At 71.1% G+C, this 17,168-nt stretch carries 12 protein-coding genes; 5 read left to right on the forward strand and 7 right to left on the reverse strand.

Translation table 11 applies throughout. The features are described 5' to 3' along the window. Nucleotides 1–689: 689 nt before the first annotated feature. Complete coding sequence (locus OV090_RS09515) at nucleotides 690–1,688, reverse strand: hypothetical protein (RefSeq protein WP_267703239.1); 999 nt, start codon at nucleotides 1,686–1,688, stop codon at nucleotides 690–692. A gap of 516 nt (nucleotides 1,689–2,204) precedes the next feature. On the opposite strand from OV090_RS09515, the gene OV090_RS09520 reads away from it, so the two are divergent. From OV090_RS09520 to OV090_RS09530, 3 genes are all read left to right on the forward strand, one after another. Further along, nucleotides 2,205–2,816 carry a hypothetical protein gene (locus OV090_RS09520; RefSeq protein ID WP_267703240.1) on the forward strand — a complete coding sequence of 204 codons (612 nt, stop codon included), beginning with the start codon at nucleotides 2,205–2,207 and terminating at the stop codon, nucleotides 2,814–2,816. A 71-nt stretch (nucleotides 2,817–2,887) separates the two neighbouring features. Next, the gene (locus OV090_RS09525) at nucleotides 2,888–3,802 is read left to right on the forward strand and encodes a hypothetical protein (RefSeq protein ID WP_267703241.1); all 915 of its coding nucleotides are present in this window, start codon (nucleotides 2,888–2,890) and stop codon (nucleotides 3,800–3,802) included. 591 nt (nucleotides 3,803–4,393) lie between these two features. Next, complete coding sequence (locus tag OV090_RS09530; RefSeq protein ID WP_267703242.1) at nucleotides 4,394–5,779, forward strand: DUF4157 domain-containing protein; 1,386 nt, start codon at nucleotides 4,394–4,396, stop codon at nucleotides 5,777–5,779. Between the two features lie 21 nt (nucleotides 5,780–5,800). Here the strand turns inward: OV090_RS09530 and OV090_RS09535 are convergent, their stop codons facing one another. Together OV090_RS09535 and OV090_RS09540 are read right to left on the reverse strand one after the other, a co-directional pair. Then, entirely contained in the window at nucleotides 5,801–6,529 is a 729-nt protein-coding gene (locus OV090_RS09535; RefSeq protein WP_267703243.1) for a hypothetical protein, read from the reverse strand. A gap of 154 nt (nucleotides 6,530–6,683) precedes the next feature. Next, complete coding sequence (locus OV090_RS09540; protein WP_267703244.1) at nucleotides 6,684–9,647, reverse strand: carboxypeptidase regulatory-like domain-containing protein; 2,964 nt, start codon at nucleotides 9,645–9,647, stop codon at nucleotides 6,684–6,686. Nucleotides 9,648–10,396: 749 nt separating this feature from the next. Between OV090_RS09540 and OV090_RS09545 the strand changes: the two genes are divergently transcribed. Further along, nucleotides 10,397–11,686, forward strand: a complete 1,290-nt coding sequence (locus OV090_RS09545; protein ID WP_267703245.1) for a PAS domain-containing protein — start codon at nucleotides 10,397–10,399, stop codon at nucleotides 11,684–11,686. Continuing rightward, nucleotides 11,683–12,684 carry a 2-oxoglutarate and iron-dependent oxygenase domain-containing protein gene (locus OV090_RS09550; protein ID WP_267703246.1) on the forward strand — a complete coding sequence of 334 codons (1,002 nt, stop codon included), beginning with the start codon at nucleotides 11,683–11,685 and terminating at the stop codon, nucleotides 12,682–12,684. The genes OV090_RS09545 and OV090_RS09550 overlap by 4 nt, the downstream gene beginning before the upstream one ends. A gap of 12 nt (nucleotides 12,685–12,696) precedes the next feature. Here OV090_RS09550 and OV090_RS09555 read toward each other — a convergent pair whose 3' ends face one another. The 4 genes from OV090_RS09555 to OV090_RS09570 all read right to left on the reverse strand — a co-directional run bounded on the left by OV090_RS09555 (nucleotide 12,697) and on the right by OV090_RS09570 (nucleotide 17,155). Continuing rightward, entirely contained in the window at nucleotides 12,697–14,151 is a 1,455-nt protein-coding gene (locus OV090_RS09555; RefSeq protein ID WP_267703247.1) for a VCBS repeat-containing protein, read from the reverse strand. 199 nt (nucleotides 14,152–14,350) lie between these two features. Next, nucleotides 14,351–15,346: a FecR family protein gene (locus tag OV090_RS09560; protein WP_267703248.1), complete on the reverse strand. Its 996-nt coding sequence runs from the start codon at nucleotides 15,344–15,346 to the stop codon at nucleotides 14,351–14,353. Then, the gene (locus OV090_RS09565; protein ID WP_267703249.1) at nucleotides 15,339–15,899 is read right to left on the reverse strand and encodes a sigma-70 family RNA polymerase sigma factor; all 561 of its coding nucleotides are present in this window, start codon (nucleotides 15,897–15,899) and stop codon (nucleotides 15,339–15,341) included. The genes OV090_RS09560 and OV090_RS09565 overlap by 8 nt, the downstream gene beginning before the upstream one ends. Continuing rightward, nucleotides 15,896–17,155, reverse strand: coding sequence for a hypothetical protein (locus OV090_RS09570; protein ID WP_267703250.1), 1,260 nt, complete (start codon nucleotides 17,153–17,155; stop codon nucleotides 15,896–15,898). The genes OV090_RS09565 and OV090_RS09570 overlap by 4 nt, the downstream gene beginning before the upstream one ends. Nucleotides 17,156–17,168: the final 13 nt, after the last annotated feature.

Consider the following 17,168-nt stretch of genomic DNA (forward strand, 5'->3'; position numbering starts at 1 on the left):
ACGATCAATTGCGGGCTCGAGAACAGCGAACGCACCTGCAGGCTCGTCGAGTCCCTGAAGCCCGCTCTGGCTCGCGGACGGCGCAGCCGGGTCCGCAGCGGCGCGCCGGAACTCCCTCGCCCAGCCGAGAAATTCGAGGCCCGCCGTGTTCGCGGCAATGCTCGGTCCATGCGCAGCGACCCCCACGACCTCGCATGAGAGACGCGACGAGCCTCCCTCGACAAAGATCGAGAGCGCACCGCCGTCGATTCCAGGATCGCTCCACTGTGGTGTTTTTGTCTTCGCCGGTCTCCTCTTCCGTGGGGTGAGCGAGACACGGTCACCCGTCCGCGGGCGGTGACCGCCTCGCCCATCTGACAGTGAGCGCAGAGCGCTGGCGGCTTGTTCCTTCGCCCCGCGAGCTCGGCGAGCCGCCGAGCAGGGTCGCGCGCCAGGCAAAGCCCTCGGCGAGTGAAGAGGTGGGCAGCGCCGCCCACCGCGACGGCCGGCCGAGCACGCCGGGCGACGCCGTCGCCGAGGACGAGGCGGGTGCGCGGCCGACGGCTCCAACCCCGGGAGCAAGCGACGCTCGAGCCCGACCCTTCGCCGTCAAGTCGCCGACGAGCGACGATTCATGGCATGTCGAGCAGTCCCTCGCAGCCGCTGTCCCGGGTTCCCGTACCCGACCGACCCTCGCCACGGCCTCGCGGTCACCGCGGCGGCAGGCCGTCCCAGACCTCCAGGTCGTCGATCTGCCAGCCGGCGCACACCCCTTCGCCGTCGACGCATTCGGCGTAGTCCCGCTCGTCGCCCGTCGACGCGTAAAACAGCTGGAAGCCGGTCCAGTGGAACTCGCGCTCCGGCCCGTACGGGATCCGACCGTCCACGAAGCGCTCGTCGTCGGCCACGACGTGGCCGTCGACCCAGACCGTGAAGTAGCGCTCGTCGTAATCGATGAAGTACTCGAACCGTCGCCAGCTCCCGGGGCCCGGGCTCACCGCCGGGTGCTGCAGCCACAGCGCCGAGTAGCCCCAATTGTCGCAGGTCCCGTCCGCGCGACACGCCTCGCACACGTCATCCGCGCCGGTGCAATGGGCCCATTGATTCGACTGACACCCGTTGTTGTACGCGATCGCGAGATCTCGGCTGTGCAGCTGCCCCCCGAAGTACGCGTCGAGCTGGCAGCCGTTGGCGTCGACGAAGTAGAACAGCTTGCCCTCGTTGCCCGCGGCGTACGTGAAGTCGTCGTGGCGGAACCAGTACGAGAAGTACATCTGGTGCGGCGTGCGCTCGGCGATGTCGTGCCCCGCGCCGCGCCAATCCAGCAGCGCATTGCCGATGCCGGGCAACCCGGTGATCGGGTCGGTCACGCTGGCGAACTGGTTGCCTCGCAACGACCGCGAGCCGCCGTGCGGCTCGTGGGTGACCACCGCGACGTGACCCTCCCACGTCGGGCGGCCCGTGAATTCTTCCTCCCAGCCCTCGGCCTCGAAGTCCTGGCGATACAGGAGCTGGGCGCCGGCGGGGCTCGACGTCGCAGAGGTTCCGCGGGTCGGCTCGACGTCCGTCGTCTCGCTGCCGCCGCCGGTCGATGCGCTCGACGTCGACGGGTCCGCGTCGGTCGTGCTGCCCGCTCCGCCGCTCCCGCCGCACGCGGCCACCAGGCCGAGGACCAGGCTCCGCGCGCACCACCTCGTTGCCCTCGTCATGCGACCGATCTTCGCCCGAGGCGCAGGGCGGTGGCGCCCCGGCGCCCTCGCAGATTTGCGAATGCCAGTCGCACCGACGCCGCGGGCACCCGACGCGAGCTCGGGAACGGCGCCCGCCCCCCGCGCGTCGCTCCAGCACCGCTGCGCGCCGAGGTCGGCGAGGCTCGCGCCGCCGCACTTCACCGCGAGGGCCACCACCTCGACCGTCGCCCCGCGCCCGAGCTCCACCTTTACCGTCGTCCCCGTCGGTCCTCTCGCCATTCAAGTCCCAGCGAGCAAACCTTCGCGGCAATGTCTCCGCCGCGACGACGCGCCGGCGCGCGCAGAGGCGATCACGATCAACCGCTCCGAGCGATGTCGGCCTGCTCGACGAGGACCCATCCGCAAGCTCGCCCACGCCCACGGCGATGTCCCGTCGACCGCGCCTCGCGGCGAAGACCGTTCGATACGACCGACTCGCGCGCCCGGTGGCTTGCATCCGCGCAGCGTCCCCGCCACCATGGCCCGGGCTCGACCATGACCACCGAGAAGAGCATCTTCGACTGCGTCGAGGGCGACGAGACCGCGGACCCGGACGAGTACCCGCTGGGGCTGCCGACGAAGATCCGCCCGCCGCGGCTGTTCCGCGACGGCGGCTTCGACCCCGTCGGCGCCGAGGTCGTCGCAGTCGAGACGCACCTCGGCACCTACGGCATGGGCGGCCCGGGCTTCTTCGGTCTCCGCCTCGCGGGTGGGCAGCCGCCCGAGCCCCGCTGGCTCGTGGTCACCCTGTGGGCCGCGGCGAGCTGGGCCACCCTCGACGGCGACCTCGTCCGCGAGGAGTTCTTCGAGGCCGAGCGGGCCGAGCTCGAAGCGGCCGGCCGGCGGTTCCGCAGCGTCAAGGCGAGCCTGCTCGGCACGAGATTGCTGGCAGCCGAATGCTCCGACGATCTGCTCGCGCTGGAGTTCGAGCGCGACGGGGCGCGACAGCGCTTGCAGATCCGGCGCGACGGCCTCGACGTGCCGCCATGGAGCGGCAGCGGCCAGCCCCGCATGCTCGGGCCGGGCGAGTCCATGCGCGACGCCGTGGTCGTCAGCGAGTCCGGCTATTTGTGGACGGCCGACGACGACGAGTACGACGACGAATAACCTCGCGTTCCGGGCGGCGCGTCCGAACGCCCGCGCTTGTCGCCGCGGGTGCGATCGTGGCACCGTGGCGCATGGGCATCGCCCACCAACGCTTCTATTTCTTCCCCGCCGCGGCCCCGACGCTCCCGCCGTTGCTCGTGCGCGTCGTCCGGCCGACCGCGCCGAACGCCGCCGAGCCGGCCGTCGAGTTCGCCGAGGCGCTCGCGGACGCGAAGGCCGGGGCGCTCGCGTGGGCGTGGTCGGGCGCGGGCGGGCCCCCGGCGCCGCTCGGCGACTTCTCCCCGCACCTCGACGACCAGGACCCGCAGGACGCCGAGCTGCTCGCCTTTCACGGTCGCACTCTCGAGCTGTGGTGGACCGCGGAGGAGCTCCTGCCTGCCTCGTTTGCGATCGGCCCTGGCGCCGACGAGGAGGCCTTCTGGGACTGGCTCGCGGCCTCGCGCGACGACGACGCCTTCGTCGCCCGCCTGCGCCGCCCGGCCACGCGGATCGCCGTCCGGCTCGTCACCGAGGCTGACGCTCGCCTCGTCGACACCCCGCTGCTGCTCGTCGACGACGTCGACTGGTTGACCGCCGACGAGTTCGCTCACCTGGCACACGGCGGCGGCCTCGCGGCCCTCACCGCCAGACCGCCGGCGACCAGCCCCGCGGTGACGCAGGCCGAGTTTCGCGCCGCGAAGCTCGCCCTGGTCGAACGCGCCCTCGCCCACGACCTCGCGCACGGCGATCGCCGATCTGCAGCATTCCGGGCGAGCGAGCTCGCGCGCTTCGATCCGCCGGCCGCCCTCGCGCTGATCGAGCGCCTCGCCGGCTCGCTGAAGCGCAAGGACGACCGCAAGGGCATCGTCTGGGCCCTGGCGTACGCCCTCCACCGCCTCCGCCGCGAGCCAGCCCGCGCCGACCTGCTGGAGCGCTGGCGGGCCGCCTCCGATGCCCTGCGGAGCGACATCCTCGCGGAGCTCGCTCGGCTCGATCGCTACCCGTGATAGACGATATGTCCTTTAAGACATGTCGTTCATCGATCGTCACTGCAGTTCGAGGCGCCGCGGCTCCTCGCATGTCTCGAAGGACACCTGAGCTCCGCGACCCGCAGTCCGAGCAGGGCGCCCGAGGCGACGCCGACAATCTATCCCGCGTCGACAAGACGCCGCACACCGCTCGCGCCATCGCAGTATCAAGCTACGTCGACGAGCGAACGCTCCCAGGCTCGCCGAGGCGCCGGCGCGGACTCCTCGCTACTGCCGTCCCGAGCGGCTGAAAGAGTAAATTTTCCGACCGCCGTCGCTCACCTTCGTCCCTATCGCCGCTGCGTCGGTGCCGCGGTTCACGCAGTGCATCACGCGAAGTTGAATCCGCATCAGCGCCTGAGTGCGCGAGCATGAACGCTCTGTGCGCCCCGGAAGAGAGCGAATCTCGGCGTACCGGCCGGCCGACTTGCGCGGTCAAGCTTGACGGCGTCCGATTCTGCGGATAATCCTGAAAGCTGGAGACTAATGTACAAACTCAGCTACGCCCCACGCGTTCCCGCAGCCGCGTCCAAAGCCGTCAGGCCGTCTCCAAATCGATCCAGTCAAGCGATGTTCGATCGGAGACGCGCCGAACTGGAGAGACAAGCGGAATCCGTTGGGACCTCGTTCGCTCACGAGCTGCGACGGCCCGAAGAAAACGATCTGGACCCAGACCGTACCGCTGCCTGGAACTCCGGCCCCATCGATCCCGAGCGCAAACTCCCCGCACCAGTCGCCCGGACCTTGAATACGGTCGCAGGCGGGAAGGTGGGGGAGATCCGAGTTCATGCGGACGGACGGGCCGACGCCCTCGCCCGCCGACTGCACAGCCAAGCCGTCACCGTCGGGCCGGACATCTACTTCGCGCGCGGAGAATTTGCGCCGCGAACCCTTGAAGGCTCGCGCCTGGTCTCTCACGAGATGGTCCATGTCGCTCAGCAACAGCGCGCCGGGCACTATTTCCCCCAGTGTCGATTGAAGATCGGCTCCGACGAGATCACCAAAATTCCGACGTACTTCCTCAAGCTCGCAGCACCGGACCCCGTGACGAGGTTCGTCGTAAGATACATGGAAGAAGCCAACGCGCTCTTCGAATTCGATTCCCACGAGGAGTTCGCACGAGCAGTCGCAGAGAGGGCCGGAATCATCAACCGTTTCCCCGCCGTGAAGGCGGCGCTCGTCGAGCGCGAGTCGGCTCTTGAGGCCGCACCGGACTACGAGGACGAAGGCGGCTCCAAGCGACTGAAGAGCCGCGTCAGCCGGGCCTTGTACGCGCCTTTCCGCCGTCCGGACGGGACTCGGGGCGTGGAGCCGGCCCGACGCGAAGCGCTGGAGACCGGCGCCGTCGAACTGTCAGAGTTCGAGCGCCGGGTCGAGCTCATGGCGCTCTCGCTGGCAGGACAGGGCTACAGCCTCGGGTTCGCGGACAACCGGCTCCGTAACGACGCGGAGCTCGCCAGGAATACGCTGGATCAGCGAGAAGCCGAAGGTTGGTACTCCAAGGGCAAGCATGTCGGTTCTTTCAAGGAGATCCTCGTCCTCCTGATGCAGGAGCGGCGCAACCAGGTCTTGAGCGGACAGTTGGCCCAGGACGAAGGCTTCATTCGCGAGCTCGCCATCTACGGCCACGGGTTCAGTACCACGAATAAGAGTCAGACCGGCTTCCAATTCGGCGAAAATTTCGTGACGCTGGAATTCCTCGAGCAGCAGACCACGGGCGCGCTGGGGCCGCTGTTCGTGAATGGCGCGACCATCGACCTTCTGGGCTGCGACGCGGCGAAGGGCCCGAACGGGGAGAAGTTCCAGCGCGAGATCGGGCGGGTGTTCTTCGGGCGCGAGAAGCGGGGATACATCCGGGCCAACACCTGCATGACGAATGCGCTCATCCCCGGCTCGGACACAGCATTTTTGCCGTGCGGTCCGAAGACCCTCAAATGGACGGGCACGCTCGAGTGAGCCCCAAAAGCCGGCTCGCGCTCAGCGCAACATACACACTGCCGGGAACCCGGAGTCCGACAGCGCATCGATCGCCGCCACCGTGTCGCTCCAGCGCGTGTCCGGGTCCACGTACAGTCCGGCGACCGGGCATCGGGGAGGCTTCATTGCGAGGTCCGGCGCCGAACGACGGACGAAGTCGCGGATCCCGTTCGCGCGCGGCGCTCTCCCGAACACGACCTCACGGACGCCCGCCGTCGCCGCGAGTGCCTCCTGCGCCTCGTCACCTGGCCTCAATACGCGCAACAGCTCGCGGCGCCCGAGCTCGGTCTCCGTGATGGACCAGAGGATCTCGGCCCGCTCGGCCTCGAGAGTGAGCACCGCGTCCACGCATCCGCCCCACCCCTCGACCTCCCAGGCATAGGGGGGCGTGCGGGGTCGCAGCGGGAGTCCCGCGGAACGACCGGCGGGATCGGTGACCACAAACTCGCTGAACGCGAGCGAGCCTCCCGGCCAGTCCCCGCGGGTCGGCGCGAGGACGGCCCAGGTCCTGGCCTCCCCGGCGCCGACGATGCCGACGCGCTGTTCTTCGCGGCCTGTCAGCCGCAAGGCGAGGTGGAACAGCGGAGCCGCTTGGGCCGGATCCAGCGGACGCGTGAGCGTGGAGCCGCCGAGCCGCAACGACCAGGCCTCGGTCGACACCTCGAGGCGCACATCGCCCTCCGCTTTCGACGGCACGCCGTACATCACCTGCGGCGGCGCGATCGACATCCTTTCGCCCTCCGTCGCGGTCGGGGGGGCGGCGCACGCGAGCAGCAGTAGCAGCCCACACGAGGGATTCGTCGATCGCCGTGCCATAGTGATCGAGAGTGTACTCCGGCGCCGGGTCGCGGTCATTGGCGTCGCTCGTACCCCCGCATCCTCCTCACTTCACCGCGTCGGCCACCACCTCGATCGTCGCTCCGCGCCCGAGCCCCACCTTCACCGTCGTCCCCGCCGGCACCGCCGACAATTCGTGGAACAGGTACCCATTCGGCCCCGTCACGTCCTGCCCGTCGACGCTCACGATCTCGTCCCCGATCTGCAGCCCTGCGCGCATCGCCGGCCCGCCGGGGCGGATCGACGCCACGATCAGCTTCGCCTCGCCCGGCTCCGTCTCGGGCTCCGGCGGGCGCACGCGCAGACCCAGATCGCCGGGCGCTTCGCCCTGTTTGACGCGCTGCTTGGCGATCCGCAGCGGCGGCAATTCCACCGACGTCGCCCCCGTGCTCGGCACCTGCAGCGCGATGGTCGTCCAGCCGTAGCCGTTGTCCACCCAATCTTTCGGCAGCACCACCGCCTCGGCCCCGCCGGCCGGCACCTTCTCGACCTCGAAGCGGCCCTGCTCGTCGGACGTCTGGCCCTTCGGCGTCTGGTCGGACATCGTGAAAAACTGCACCAGCCCGCGCGCCCGGATCCGGACCTCCATCCCCGGCACCGGCTCGCCCGAGCGCGCGTCGAGCACTCGCCCGCGCACCGTCAGCAGCGGCAGCAGCTCGACCTGAACCTCCGCGCGTCCGCCCTCGCTCACGCTCGTCTTGGTCGAGCTCGAGCCCTCCGCCGCCTCGACGATCACCCTGTAGCTGCCGCGCGGCACCTCGGGGAAGCGGAATACACCACCTGTCCGAAAGAACTTGTCGCCGGTTCGCCAGCCCGTGCTCGGCTCGTGCAGCGTCACCTCGAACTCTTGCGGCGTCCCGCCGCCCTGGATCCGCACCATCCCGGACACCGATCCGGCGTCCGCGATCTTGATCTCCACCTCGCTGCCCGTCTTCACGTGCTCGACCGAGCCCTCGCCGCCGCCGCGGCGCTGGGCCACCAGCGTGTAGTTGCCGTCGCCCAGCCGCGACAGTTCGAAGCGGCCGTCCTGGTCGGTCAGCTTGCGCGTCTCGCCGCCCCACATCGACCAGCGCGAGTCCCGGAGCGCGTCGCCGGCCCCGGCCGCCGCGCTGTCGCTCTCGCGCGTCGCCTCGACGAACGCGTCCGACAGCGGCCCGCCGGCGGAGTCGACCACGCGCCCCACGATCCGCCCGTGCTGTGATTCCACCACCAATTGCACCTCGCGCACCTCGCCGGTGGCGACAGTCACCGCAGTCCCCTGCACATCGTCGTCGGTGGTCCCCGGCGCCTGCAGCGGCACCGACGCGCTCACCGCCTGCACCCGGTACTCGCCCGCCGGCACGTGCGCCAGGCGGAAGCTGCCGTCGTCGAGCGTGCGCGTGGTCGGCAGCTCGTTTTGCCCGCCGCGCAGCATCACCTCGACCCCCTTCACCGCCAGGCCCTCGCTGTCCTTGACCGTCCCGCGCAGCTCGCCGGTCGCCGGCACGGTCACCAGGATGTCCTCGAGGTCCTGTCCTTCGGGCAATTCGACCTCCAGCGGCGGCTCCAGCCGCGGGTGGTCGTCCGACGACGCGCTCACGCGATAGCGCCCCGGCAGCAGCCCGAGCAATTCGAACCGGCCGTCCTCCGTCGTCTGCTCCGACCACGCCCGGGTCGTCCGGGCGCGCGCCGCCGCCGCGTCGGCCTGCGGCTCGGCGCCGACGTGGAACCCGCGCGCACCTGTCCCTCCGGACAGCAGCACCCGGCCGCGGATCGCCTGACCTCGCTGGACCTGCCAGCGCAGCCCGCGGATCGCCGCGTCGACCACCGCCACCGGCTCGTACGAAGGCTCGGCGATGTACGTGTCGCACTCGACCTGCGCTTCGTACGTCCCCGGCAGGACCCCGCGGATCCGCACCAGCCCGTCGGCCTCGACCTGGCCGGCGCGCGCCCCGACCGCCTTGTCGACCAGGCGCACCCAGCCGCTTTCACACGATTCGCCGCCCGCGATCACGACTGTCCCTTCGACCAGGAACGCCGGGTGCGCCTTGATCACGATCGGCTCCGACGTCTCGCCGAGCCCGAGCACCGCGCTCTCGGGCCCCGTCCCGTAGGCCTCGTCGTGGAACGCCTCGAGCCCGTAGGCCCCCGGCTTCAGGCCGACGATGCGGAAATTGCCGTCGGCGTCGGTGACCGCCTGCATGAACGTGTCGAGGTGCTTCTCCGCGTACACGCTCGCGCCGGCCACCGGCGCCCCGTCCTCCGCGCGCACCACTCGACCGACCAGCACCGACTCGGGCGTCAACGCGATCTCGAACGTCATCCCCGGCGCCACGCCCATCATCCAGCCCCGCGCGTAGCCGTCGGCGTGCGCCTCGATGTACGCCGAGCCCGGCGCCACCCACAGGGTGAACGTCCCGTCGGCGCTCGAGCGCGCGTGAGCGAAGCCCGACGACACCTGCGCCCCCTCGAGCTCGCCGCCGCTGAGGTCGCGCACCACCCCCTTGAGCTCGACCCCGCCGGCCGCCAGCAGCACGTCGATCCCCGTCGTCTCCTGGCCCGCGCGCAGCGTCACCAGAGTGCTCGCCCGCCGGCCCGGGCCCGCGCGATACTGCCCCGGCACGTGCCCCGGCGCGCTCGCGTGGACGAATTGCCGCACCGGCAACAGTCCCTCGATGCGGTAGCTGCCGTCGCCCGCGCTGGTCGTGCAGGCGCGGGCCGCCTGCTCCTCGCTGCTCAGCCCCGGCGCCGAGCTGCCGGCGCATACCGTCGCGCCGGCGATCCCGCGGCCATCCGCCTCGTGCACCCGCCCCGAGATCGCCGAGCGGTCGGCGCGGCGCGGGTCGAAGCGCGCCAGCCTCGCCTCGTCGACGAGCGGGCCGATCGCAATCGCCGGCCCGCCGCTCGCCCCTGCTGCGTCCTCCGGCCCCGCCGTCGACTCGCCTCGCCGCCCCGCCGACCACCACCACAAGAGCAGCGCAATCACCCCGATCGCCGCCGCGATCACGAACTTCCGTGTCGTTTGGGTCATTTTGAAAGATCCTCGGAGCGCCGGGCTTGCACGTTTGTCCAGCCCCGGCCTGCCGCGCAAAGCGTCATCGTAACACGCCCGCGCCCCCGCGACGCCCCGCCCGACTGCGCCCGAGCAGCCTGCGCGCGCCCTCCGCCGCCTCGGAGCAGCTCCTAGCCCGCCTCTGCGCGGCTCCCAGCCGTCGCGCGGAGACGCGCAGGCGACCGATGATAGGATTCACACATGTCGGAAACGCCGTGCCGACCGCCGTGATTGCGAGTCGCCGGCCCCGGCGCCGATACCGATGATTGGCGAATCGCCGTCTACCCTGCACATTCGCAGCCGACAATGCGCAGCCGACGCCCATGATGCACGGACCCCCGCCCGCGGCGGGCCGCGAGCCGCTGCACCGCCGTGCGCGACCGCTGGGTTCGCCGCGCCGAGCCGGCGATCGCCCGCACCAGCGCTCCGATGCAGACCGCGGCGCCGACTCGGCGAATGCACTCATGGATCCCCGGACACGCGCCGATTCGTCGCGAGGGCCTGCGGTCGCGCGAAACCACGGAGAGAGGCCCGTCGGTCCAATCGACACAAAGCATGGCTCGGTGATCACGACCTCGAGTGCGTGATCCGAGGTGAGCAGACAGCGACATTCACACCTGTTCAGCCGCGCACACTGGGGTCCCGAGACCTCAAGCTATCTCGCATGCCCGGGGGCAAATGCATCCTCCCTGGATCGGCGGCGTGTGTTCAAGTCGTGGGCCAAGCCGATGCCTGAGAACGCCGAGATCGCCCGCCTACAGGCGGAGAACGCTGCTCTTCGCCGCCGGATCGCCGAGCAGGACGCCGACCTCGACCGCTTGGGGCGCCTGCTCCAGACCACGATCGATCACGTCGACTCGGTGATCTACCTACGGGACGCGACCGGCATCTTCACCCATATCAACAACACCTACGAGCAATTGACGCATCTGTCGCGCGAGGCCGTGCTCGGCCGCCGCGATTCGGACGTGTTCCCGAAAGAGGTCTACGAGGCCTTTCGGATCGCCGATCGCGAGGTCATCGAGAAGCTCACGACCTTCACGCAGGAGGAGCTGCTGCCGCAGGAGGACGGGATGCACTTCTTCCGCTCGTACAAGTTCCCGGTGCTCGACGCCGCCGGCCAGCTGATCGCGCAGGGCGGGATTTCGACCGATCTGACGCAGCAACGGCGCGCCGAGGAGCGGCTGAGGGCGACCAAATCGATCCTGCAGGCGATCGTCGAGAACGCGCCGCTGGCGATCCTGGCCACCGACATCAACAACAAGTACGTCCTGGTCAGCCACGAGGCCGCGCGCCAGGTCGGGCGCACGCCGAACGACGTGCTCGGCAAGCGGGTCCCGGAGATCCTGCCGCCGGGCGCGGCCGAGGCGATGCAAGAAACCACCGCGCAGGTGTTCCGCAGCGGCAAGACTCTGGTGCTCGAGCAGACCGTGCCGTGGGAGGGCAGCACCAGGATGTTCCTCACCCACATGTTCCCGATCCGCAACGACGCCGGCGAGATCGAGGCAGTCGGCACGGTCGCCACCGACGTCACCGACATGCGCCGGGCCGAGAGCGAGCACCTCCGCCTGCAGGAGGAGGTCATCCGGGCCCAGCGTTCGGCGCTGCTCGAGCTGTCGACCCCGATCATTCCGATCGCCGACGGCGTGCTCGCGGTGCCGCTGATCGGCGCCATCGACCAGGAGCGCAATCAGCAGATCGCCGGCGCGGTGCTCGATCGGATCACCGCGACCCGCGCCCAGGCGGTCATCCTCGACCTCACCGGCGTGCGCCAGATCGAGCCCGAGATCGTCGACGCCTTGCTGCAGACGGTCCGGGCCATGCGCATGCTCGGCACCGAGGCGGTGGTGACCGGCATCTCGCCGGAGGTCGCCAAGATGCTGGCCGACCTCGACGCTCCGCTGCGCCAGCTCACCGTCCGTCAGACCTTACAGCACGGGATCGGCCACGCGCTCACGCGAATCCGCGAGCGCAAGGCCGGCAACCGCCGCGTCGCGGCAGGGGGGTACGAACAATGAGCAGCGTCATTCCTGCAGAGATTCCCGTCATCGACATCGGCCCGTTCGGCGACGGCGACGCCGCCGGCGCGGCCGAGGTCGCAGCGGCGTTCGACCGCGCCTGTCGTGACCTCGGGTTCGTGGTCGTCGTCGGCCACGGCGTCCCGCAGGACGTGATCGACGCGGCGCACCGCAGCTCCCGCGCCTTCTTCGACCTCGACCTGGCCGTGCGCGACCGCTACGCCGCCCGGCCCGGCGGCTTCGTCGGCTACCGCGGCCTCGGCGCGGAGGGCCTGTCCTATTCGCTCGACCAGGAGACGGTGCCTGACTTCAAGGAGACGTACACCGTCGGCCGCATCGACCGCGGCGACGAGCCCTACTTCACCTCGCAGCTCGGTCGCATGTACATGCCCGACCCGACCTGGCCGGCCGAGGTGCCCGAATTCGCGGCCGCCTGGACCGAGTTCTACCGCCAGATGGACCGCGTCGCCTGGCGACTCATGCGCGTGTTCGCGACCGCGCTGGCGCTCCCGCGCGAGTTCTTCGACGACAAGGTCGATCGCAACATCAGCTGCCTGCGCGCCCTCAATTACCCGCACCAGTCGACCCCGGCGCAGCCCGGCCAGCTCCGCGCCGGCGCCCACACCGACTACGGCAGCCTGACGCTGCTCAGCATGACGGACGCCCCTGGCGGCCTCGAGGTCCAGCGCGAGGACGGCACCTGGGCGGCCGTGCGCGTGCCCACCGACGCGTTCGTGATGAACGTCGGCGACCTCATGGCCCAGTGGACCAATGACCGCTGGCGCTCGACCATGCACCGCGTCATCAATCCGCCGCCCGACGCCAATGGCGACACTCGCCGGCAATCGCTGGTGTTCTTCCATCAGCCCAATTACGACGCCGAGGTCATCCCCCTGGCGAGCTGCTGCAGCCCCGACAACCCGCCGAAGTACGCCCGCACCACCTCCGGCGAGCACCTGTTCATGAAGATGACCAAGGCCAAGAACCTCAACGTGTGACCCGCTCCAGGCCTACAGCGACACCCGCACCGACAGCGTGTACGGCATCCCGACGCTGACCTGGACGTAGTCCGACCGCCCGTCCTCGTTCAGGTCGGCGAGCACGAAGCCGCGGGCGTAGCCGATGCCGAACTGCGACACCGAGGGCGCGACGATGTCGCCGTCCTCCTCGATCGTGCGCACCAGAGTCTCGCCCTGGTTGCCGGTGTACACCAGGTCGGGCCGCGGCTCGTGGATCAGCGAGCCGACCGCGAGCTGCTGCTTGCCGGGCCCCGGCAACGAGCTGCTCTTCGGGGCCGCCCACCCGCCGCCGAGGTTCTCCACGTAGAGCAGTCCCGCCCAGCCCGCCTTGTCGGCGGCGATGATGTCGTTGTCCCCGTCGCCGTCGACGTCGAGCGGCACGATCGGCATCGCCCCGAGCAGCCAGTTGTTCGGCACCAGCTTGCCCAGATAAGTGAACCCGCCGAGCCCGTCGGCCCGCAGCCGGTGCGGCTGCTCGACCGTGCGATCGGTGGCGACGATCACGTCGAGGTGCTCGCCGTCGAAGTCGCCGATCCCCAGGTACGGCGTCCACGAGCTGTAGATGACGTCGCCGACGAACATCGTCAGCGGCTGGACCGCGTAGGTCCAGCTGCTCGAGGCGACGTTCGTGATCGTGCTCAGGCGCTTGGGGGTGATGTTGCTGACGCCCTGGTGAATGGCCACCGCGTCGAGGTCGCCGTCGCCGTCGAAGTCGCCGGCCGCCAGATGATTCCCGACCGTGGGCCCGCTCGCGAACGACGTCTCGACCACGAACCCGCCCGCGCCGTCGCCGAGGAGCAGGTCGATCCGCGGCGCCGCGCCGGCGAAGCTGACCACGAGGTCAGGCAGCCCGTCGGCGTCGAAGTCGCCGAGGGCCGCGCTGGTCGGCGCATCGACCGGCGTGATCACCGGCGCCGCGAGCCCGCCCGCGCCGTCGCCCAGGAGCACCGCGATCCCGCCGACCGCCCCCGGCGCGATCACGTCGACGTGCCCGTCCTGATCGACGTCGCCGGCGAGCAGCACTGCCGTCCCGGGCACCTGCACGTACGGCACGGCCGGGGCGTAGCAGGTCTCGATGTCGGGAGCCACGAAGCTCTGGACGCACGCGGGCTCGCCACCCGTGGTCGTGTCCTCGCCCGTGCTCGTGCTCGTGTCCCCGCTCGTGCTCGTGCTCGTGTCACCGCTCGTGCTCGTCGTGCTCGTGTCACTGCTCGTGCTCGTCGTGCTCGTGCTCGTGTCACTACTCGTGCTCGTACTGGTGTCGCCGCTCGTGCTCGTGCTCGTGTCACCGCTCGTGCTCGTGCTCGTGCTCGTGTCCTCGCCGCTCGTGCTCGTGCTCGTGCTGCTCGTGCTCGTGGTGGGCTCGCCGTCGTCGGGGGGCGGGCAGGCGCACAGCCCGAGGAAGACCCAGCCGACATGGCGCATCGCAGGTTGCATCGTTGTCATCGCTTCAGTCTTGCCCGGCCGGCAGGCCCCGACAAGCGGCGCGGACTCACCTTTTAAAAAGACAGACGGATCGTCCGGTCCGCGGCCATCTCGAGCATGAGAGTCGAACTCCGCACGCTCGCCGCCGCACGCCGCTCTCGAATGACATGACCTCAAGGCCATGCTCTTTCGAGCATGTTTATAAAAACATGTCATTGCCTCACTCCGCCGCACAGCCCAGCTTCGCCAGCGAGCGGGCGACGATCTCGTCGCGTGACCCGCCGGGGAAGCGCTCGCGGTGCTCTCGCCAGTGAGCGCAGGCGGCGGCAGTGTCTCCGAGCTGGCGCTCGAGCAGCGTGCCGATCTCGAACGACACCAGCTGGCGCGAGCGCGACGACCAGGCCCGGGCGTCGGCCGCCCGAAGACGCGCGACTGCAGCCGGATAGCGGCCCTCCCGGCGCAATTCCGCGACCTCGGCGAGCAGCTCGGCCAGGCCCGCGTCGGCGCTCGGCGGCGCCGCGCTCGCCGGGCGACGCCGCGACGGCGGAGGCGCAGGCACCTGCGGCAGAGCCGGCCACGCGAACTCCTCGCCCGCCGCCAGCGCGACCACCGAGCCGTCGGCTCCGCGCACGCGCAGCCGACCCTCGAGCAGCGAGACCCTCCCGGCCCCGTCGCGCTGGCGGACGATGAAGCGCGTCCCGACCACCTCGATGTCGATCACCCCCGCGAGCACGTGCAGCGGCCGTCCGGGCCGCGGCTCGACCTCGAACATCACCTCGCCGTCCTGCACGGTCACGCGATCGCCGGCCCGCTCGAGCGTCGCCGGCGCCCACGCGCTCACGCGCACGCCGTCGCCCGCGAGACAGCCGTCGCTCGCCAGGCGGAGCGCGCCCGTCCCCAGCGGATCGCAGCGCGGCTCGGGCGGCAGGACCACCTCCTGGCTTGCGATCGGCGGCGCCTCTGCCTCGCGCCGCGCCACCGCCCCGCGCTCGCCGCCCTCGCGTCGCTCGAGCAGCAGCACCGCCATCAACGCCGCCCCGGCCGCGAACGCGAGCGCCGGCCACCAGCGCAGCCTCGCCCGCAGCGACCGCGCCTGGGCGTGGCGCGCCAGCGTCTGCCGCACCCGCTCGCTGGCCACCGGCGACATGTCGCGCCGCCCCAGCGCCTCGTCGACCGCGCGGATCTTCGCAATCACTCCGGCCTCGCGGTCAGTCATCGAGCGCCTCCTCCAGCCGCGCGAGCGCCCGCGCCAGCAGCTTCGACACGTAGCCCTTCGACAGGCCGAGGGTCTCGCACACCTCGCGCTGCGACTTGCCGTCGAGGTGACACATGCCGACGACCACCCGCTCGCGCGCCGGCAGGGCCGCCAGGGCCGAGCGGGCCCGCTCGAGGTCGCGGCGCGCGAACACCTGCTGCTCCGGCGAGGCCTCGGCCACGCGGTCGCGCGCGAGCAACCACCGCACCAGCGGACGATTCAAGAAGCTGTCGCGCCGCAGCTTGCGCAGGCAACGATTGGTCGTCACGCGGTACAGCCAGCCGTCGAGCTGCTCGACGTCGGCGAGCGTCGGCAGTCGATCGAACAGGGTGAGGAACACGTCCTGCACCACGTCCTCGGCCCACGCCTCGTTGCCGAGGCCGTAGCGCAGCGCCAGCTGGTAGACCGCGCGGTGGTGCCGGCGGTACAGCCGGTCGAGCAGGGCCGCGACGTCGCCGTCGCCACCGACCGCGTCGATCCCGTGGACCTTCGAGACCGCGGCCCGACCGCTCATCGCCGGCCTCCGCGACGCAGGGCGATGTCCCAGCCGGCGCCGACCTCGAGCCCCAGCACCAGGCCGGCGCGCCGCCAGCTGACCTCCGTGTCGTAGGCGTGGACCCACCGACCGCCCGACCAGCCGGCGCGCAGCCCCGCGAACAGCAGCGCGCCGCGGCGGCCGAGCCAGCCCACCCGCACAGTCGCGCCGGCGCTGGCGCCGACGCGGGTCTGGCGAGCGCCGCCCGTCTGCGCGAAGTGGTGCAGGTGAACGCCGGCGAACAGACCGAGCGCGACCACGCCGCTGCCGCCGACGCCGATCCGCCAGTCGACCGCCGCAGTCGGCACGGCCTCGACCACGCGCAAGTGCTCGGCGCGCGACGGCACGACGATGCAATCGATCACCCCACCGAGGCCGCGCCGTCGACCGAACCGCACGCCCAGTCCTGCCAGGCCGTCGACGGGCCCGCCGGTGCGCGCCAGCAGCCCGCCGTGGGCCGCGATCGTGAACACCGGCGCGTTGCGCTCGACCGACTCGAGTGATTCGTCCGGGGGCGACGTCATCGACATGCTCGCCGACTCCGGCACCCCCTTCGTCGCCGGCGAGCCCTGCCACGCCACCGGTTCGGGCACCACCGCGTCCAGGGCCGCCGCCGCGCCGGCCAGCAGCAACTCGCGGCCGCGCCCGACCGTTTCGCCTGCCGGCACCTCAATCGCCGAACCATTGTCCGTGCAGCTGCTGCCGCCGGCAATCACGTGCACGCGGGCCTCGCCCGACTCCGCCACCGCGACGCACAGCCGGCGATCGTCGGCCCCCGGTCGGCGCGTCAGCGCGAAGCCGCGGCCGAGCAGCCCGCGCTGCAGTCGCTCGCGCAGCTCCGGGTCCGCCCGCGCGCCCGTCACCTCCAGCGCCACCGCAGGCTCGGGCTCCGCGGGGCCCGGTTGCACCTCGTCGACCAGCGCCGTCGTCAGTTGCTGGATCTCCAGGCTCACCAGCGCTGGATCTCCGGCCGGCACCGTCTCGATCCGCTGCGTCGCCCCGCGCGTCTCGATCGTCGCCCCCGTCGCCTCGAGGTGCACCCACACCCGCACCCCCGCCGCTCGCCCCGCCGGCACCACGCGGTACCCGTCCTCGAGCAGGCGCGCCCCGAGGCGCTGCACCAGCGCCTGCTCGAGCAGCTTCGCCGCCCCGTCGTCGACGGACGTCACGCGCAGCTCGACGCTGGTCTGGGGCGGCATCGGCGGGCCGAGGAGGGTGGCGAGGAGCAGGAGCACGAGAACGCGGTCC

This window comes from Nannocystis sp. RBIL2 (assembly GCF_026626745.1).
In the GTDB taxonomy this organism is placed as follows: Bacteria; Myxococcota_A; Polyangia; order Nannocystales; family Nannocystaceae; genus Nannocystis.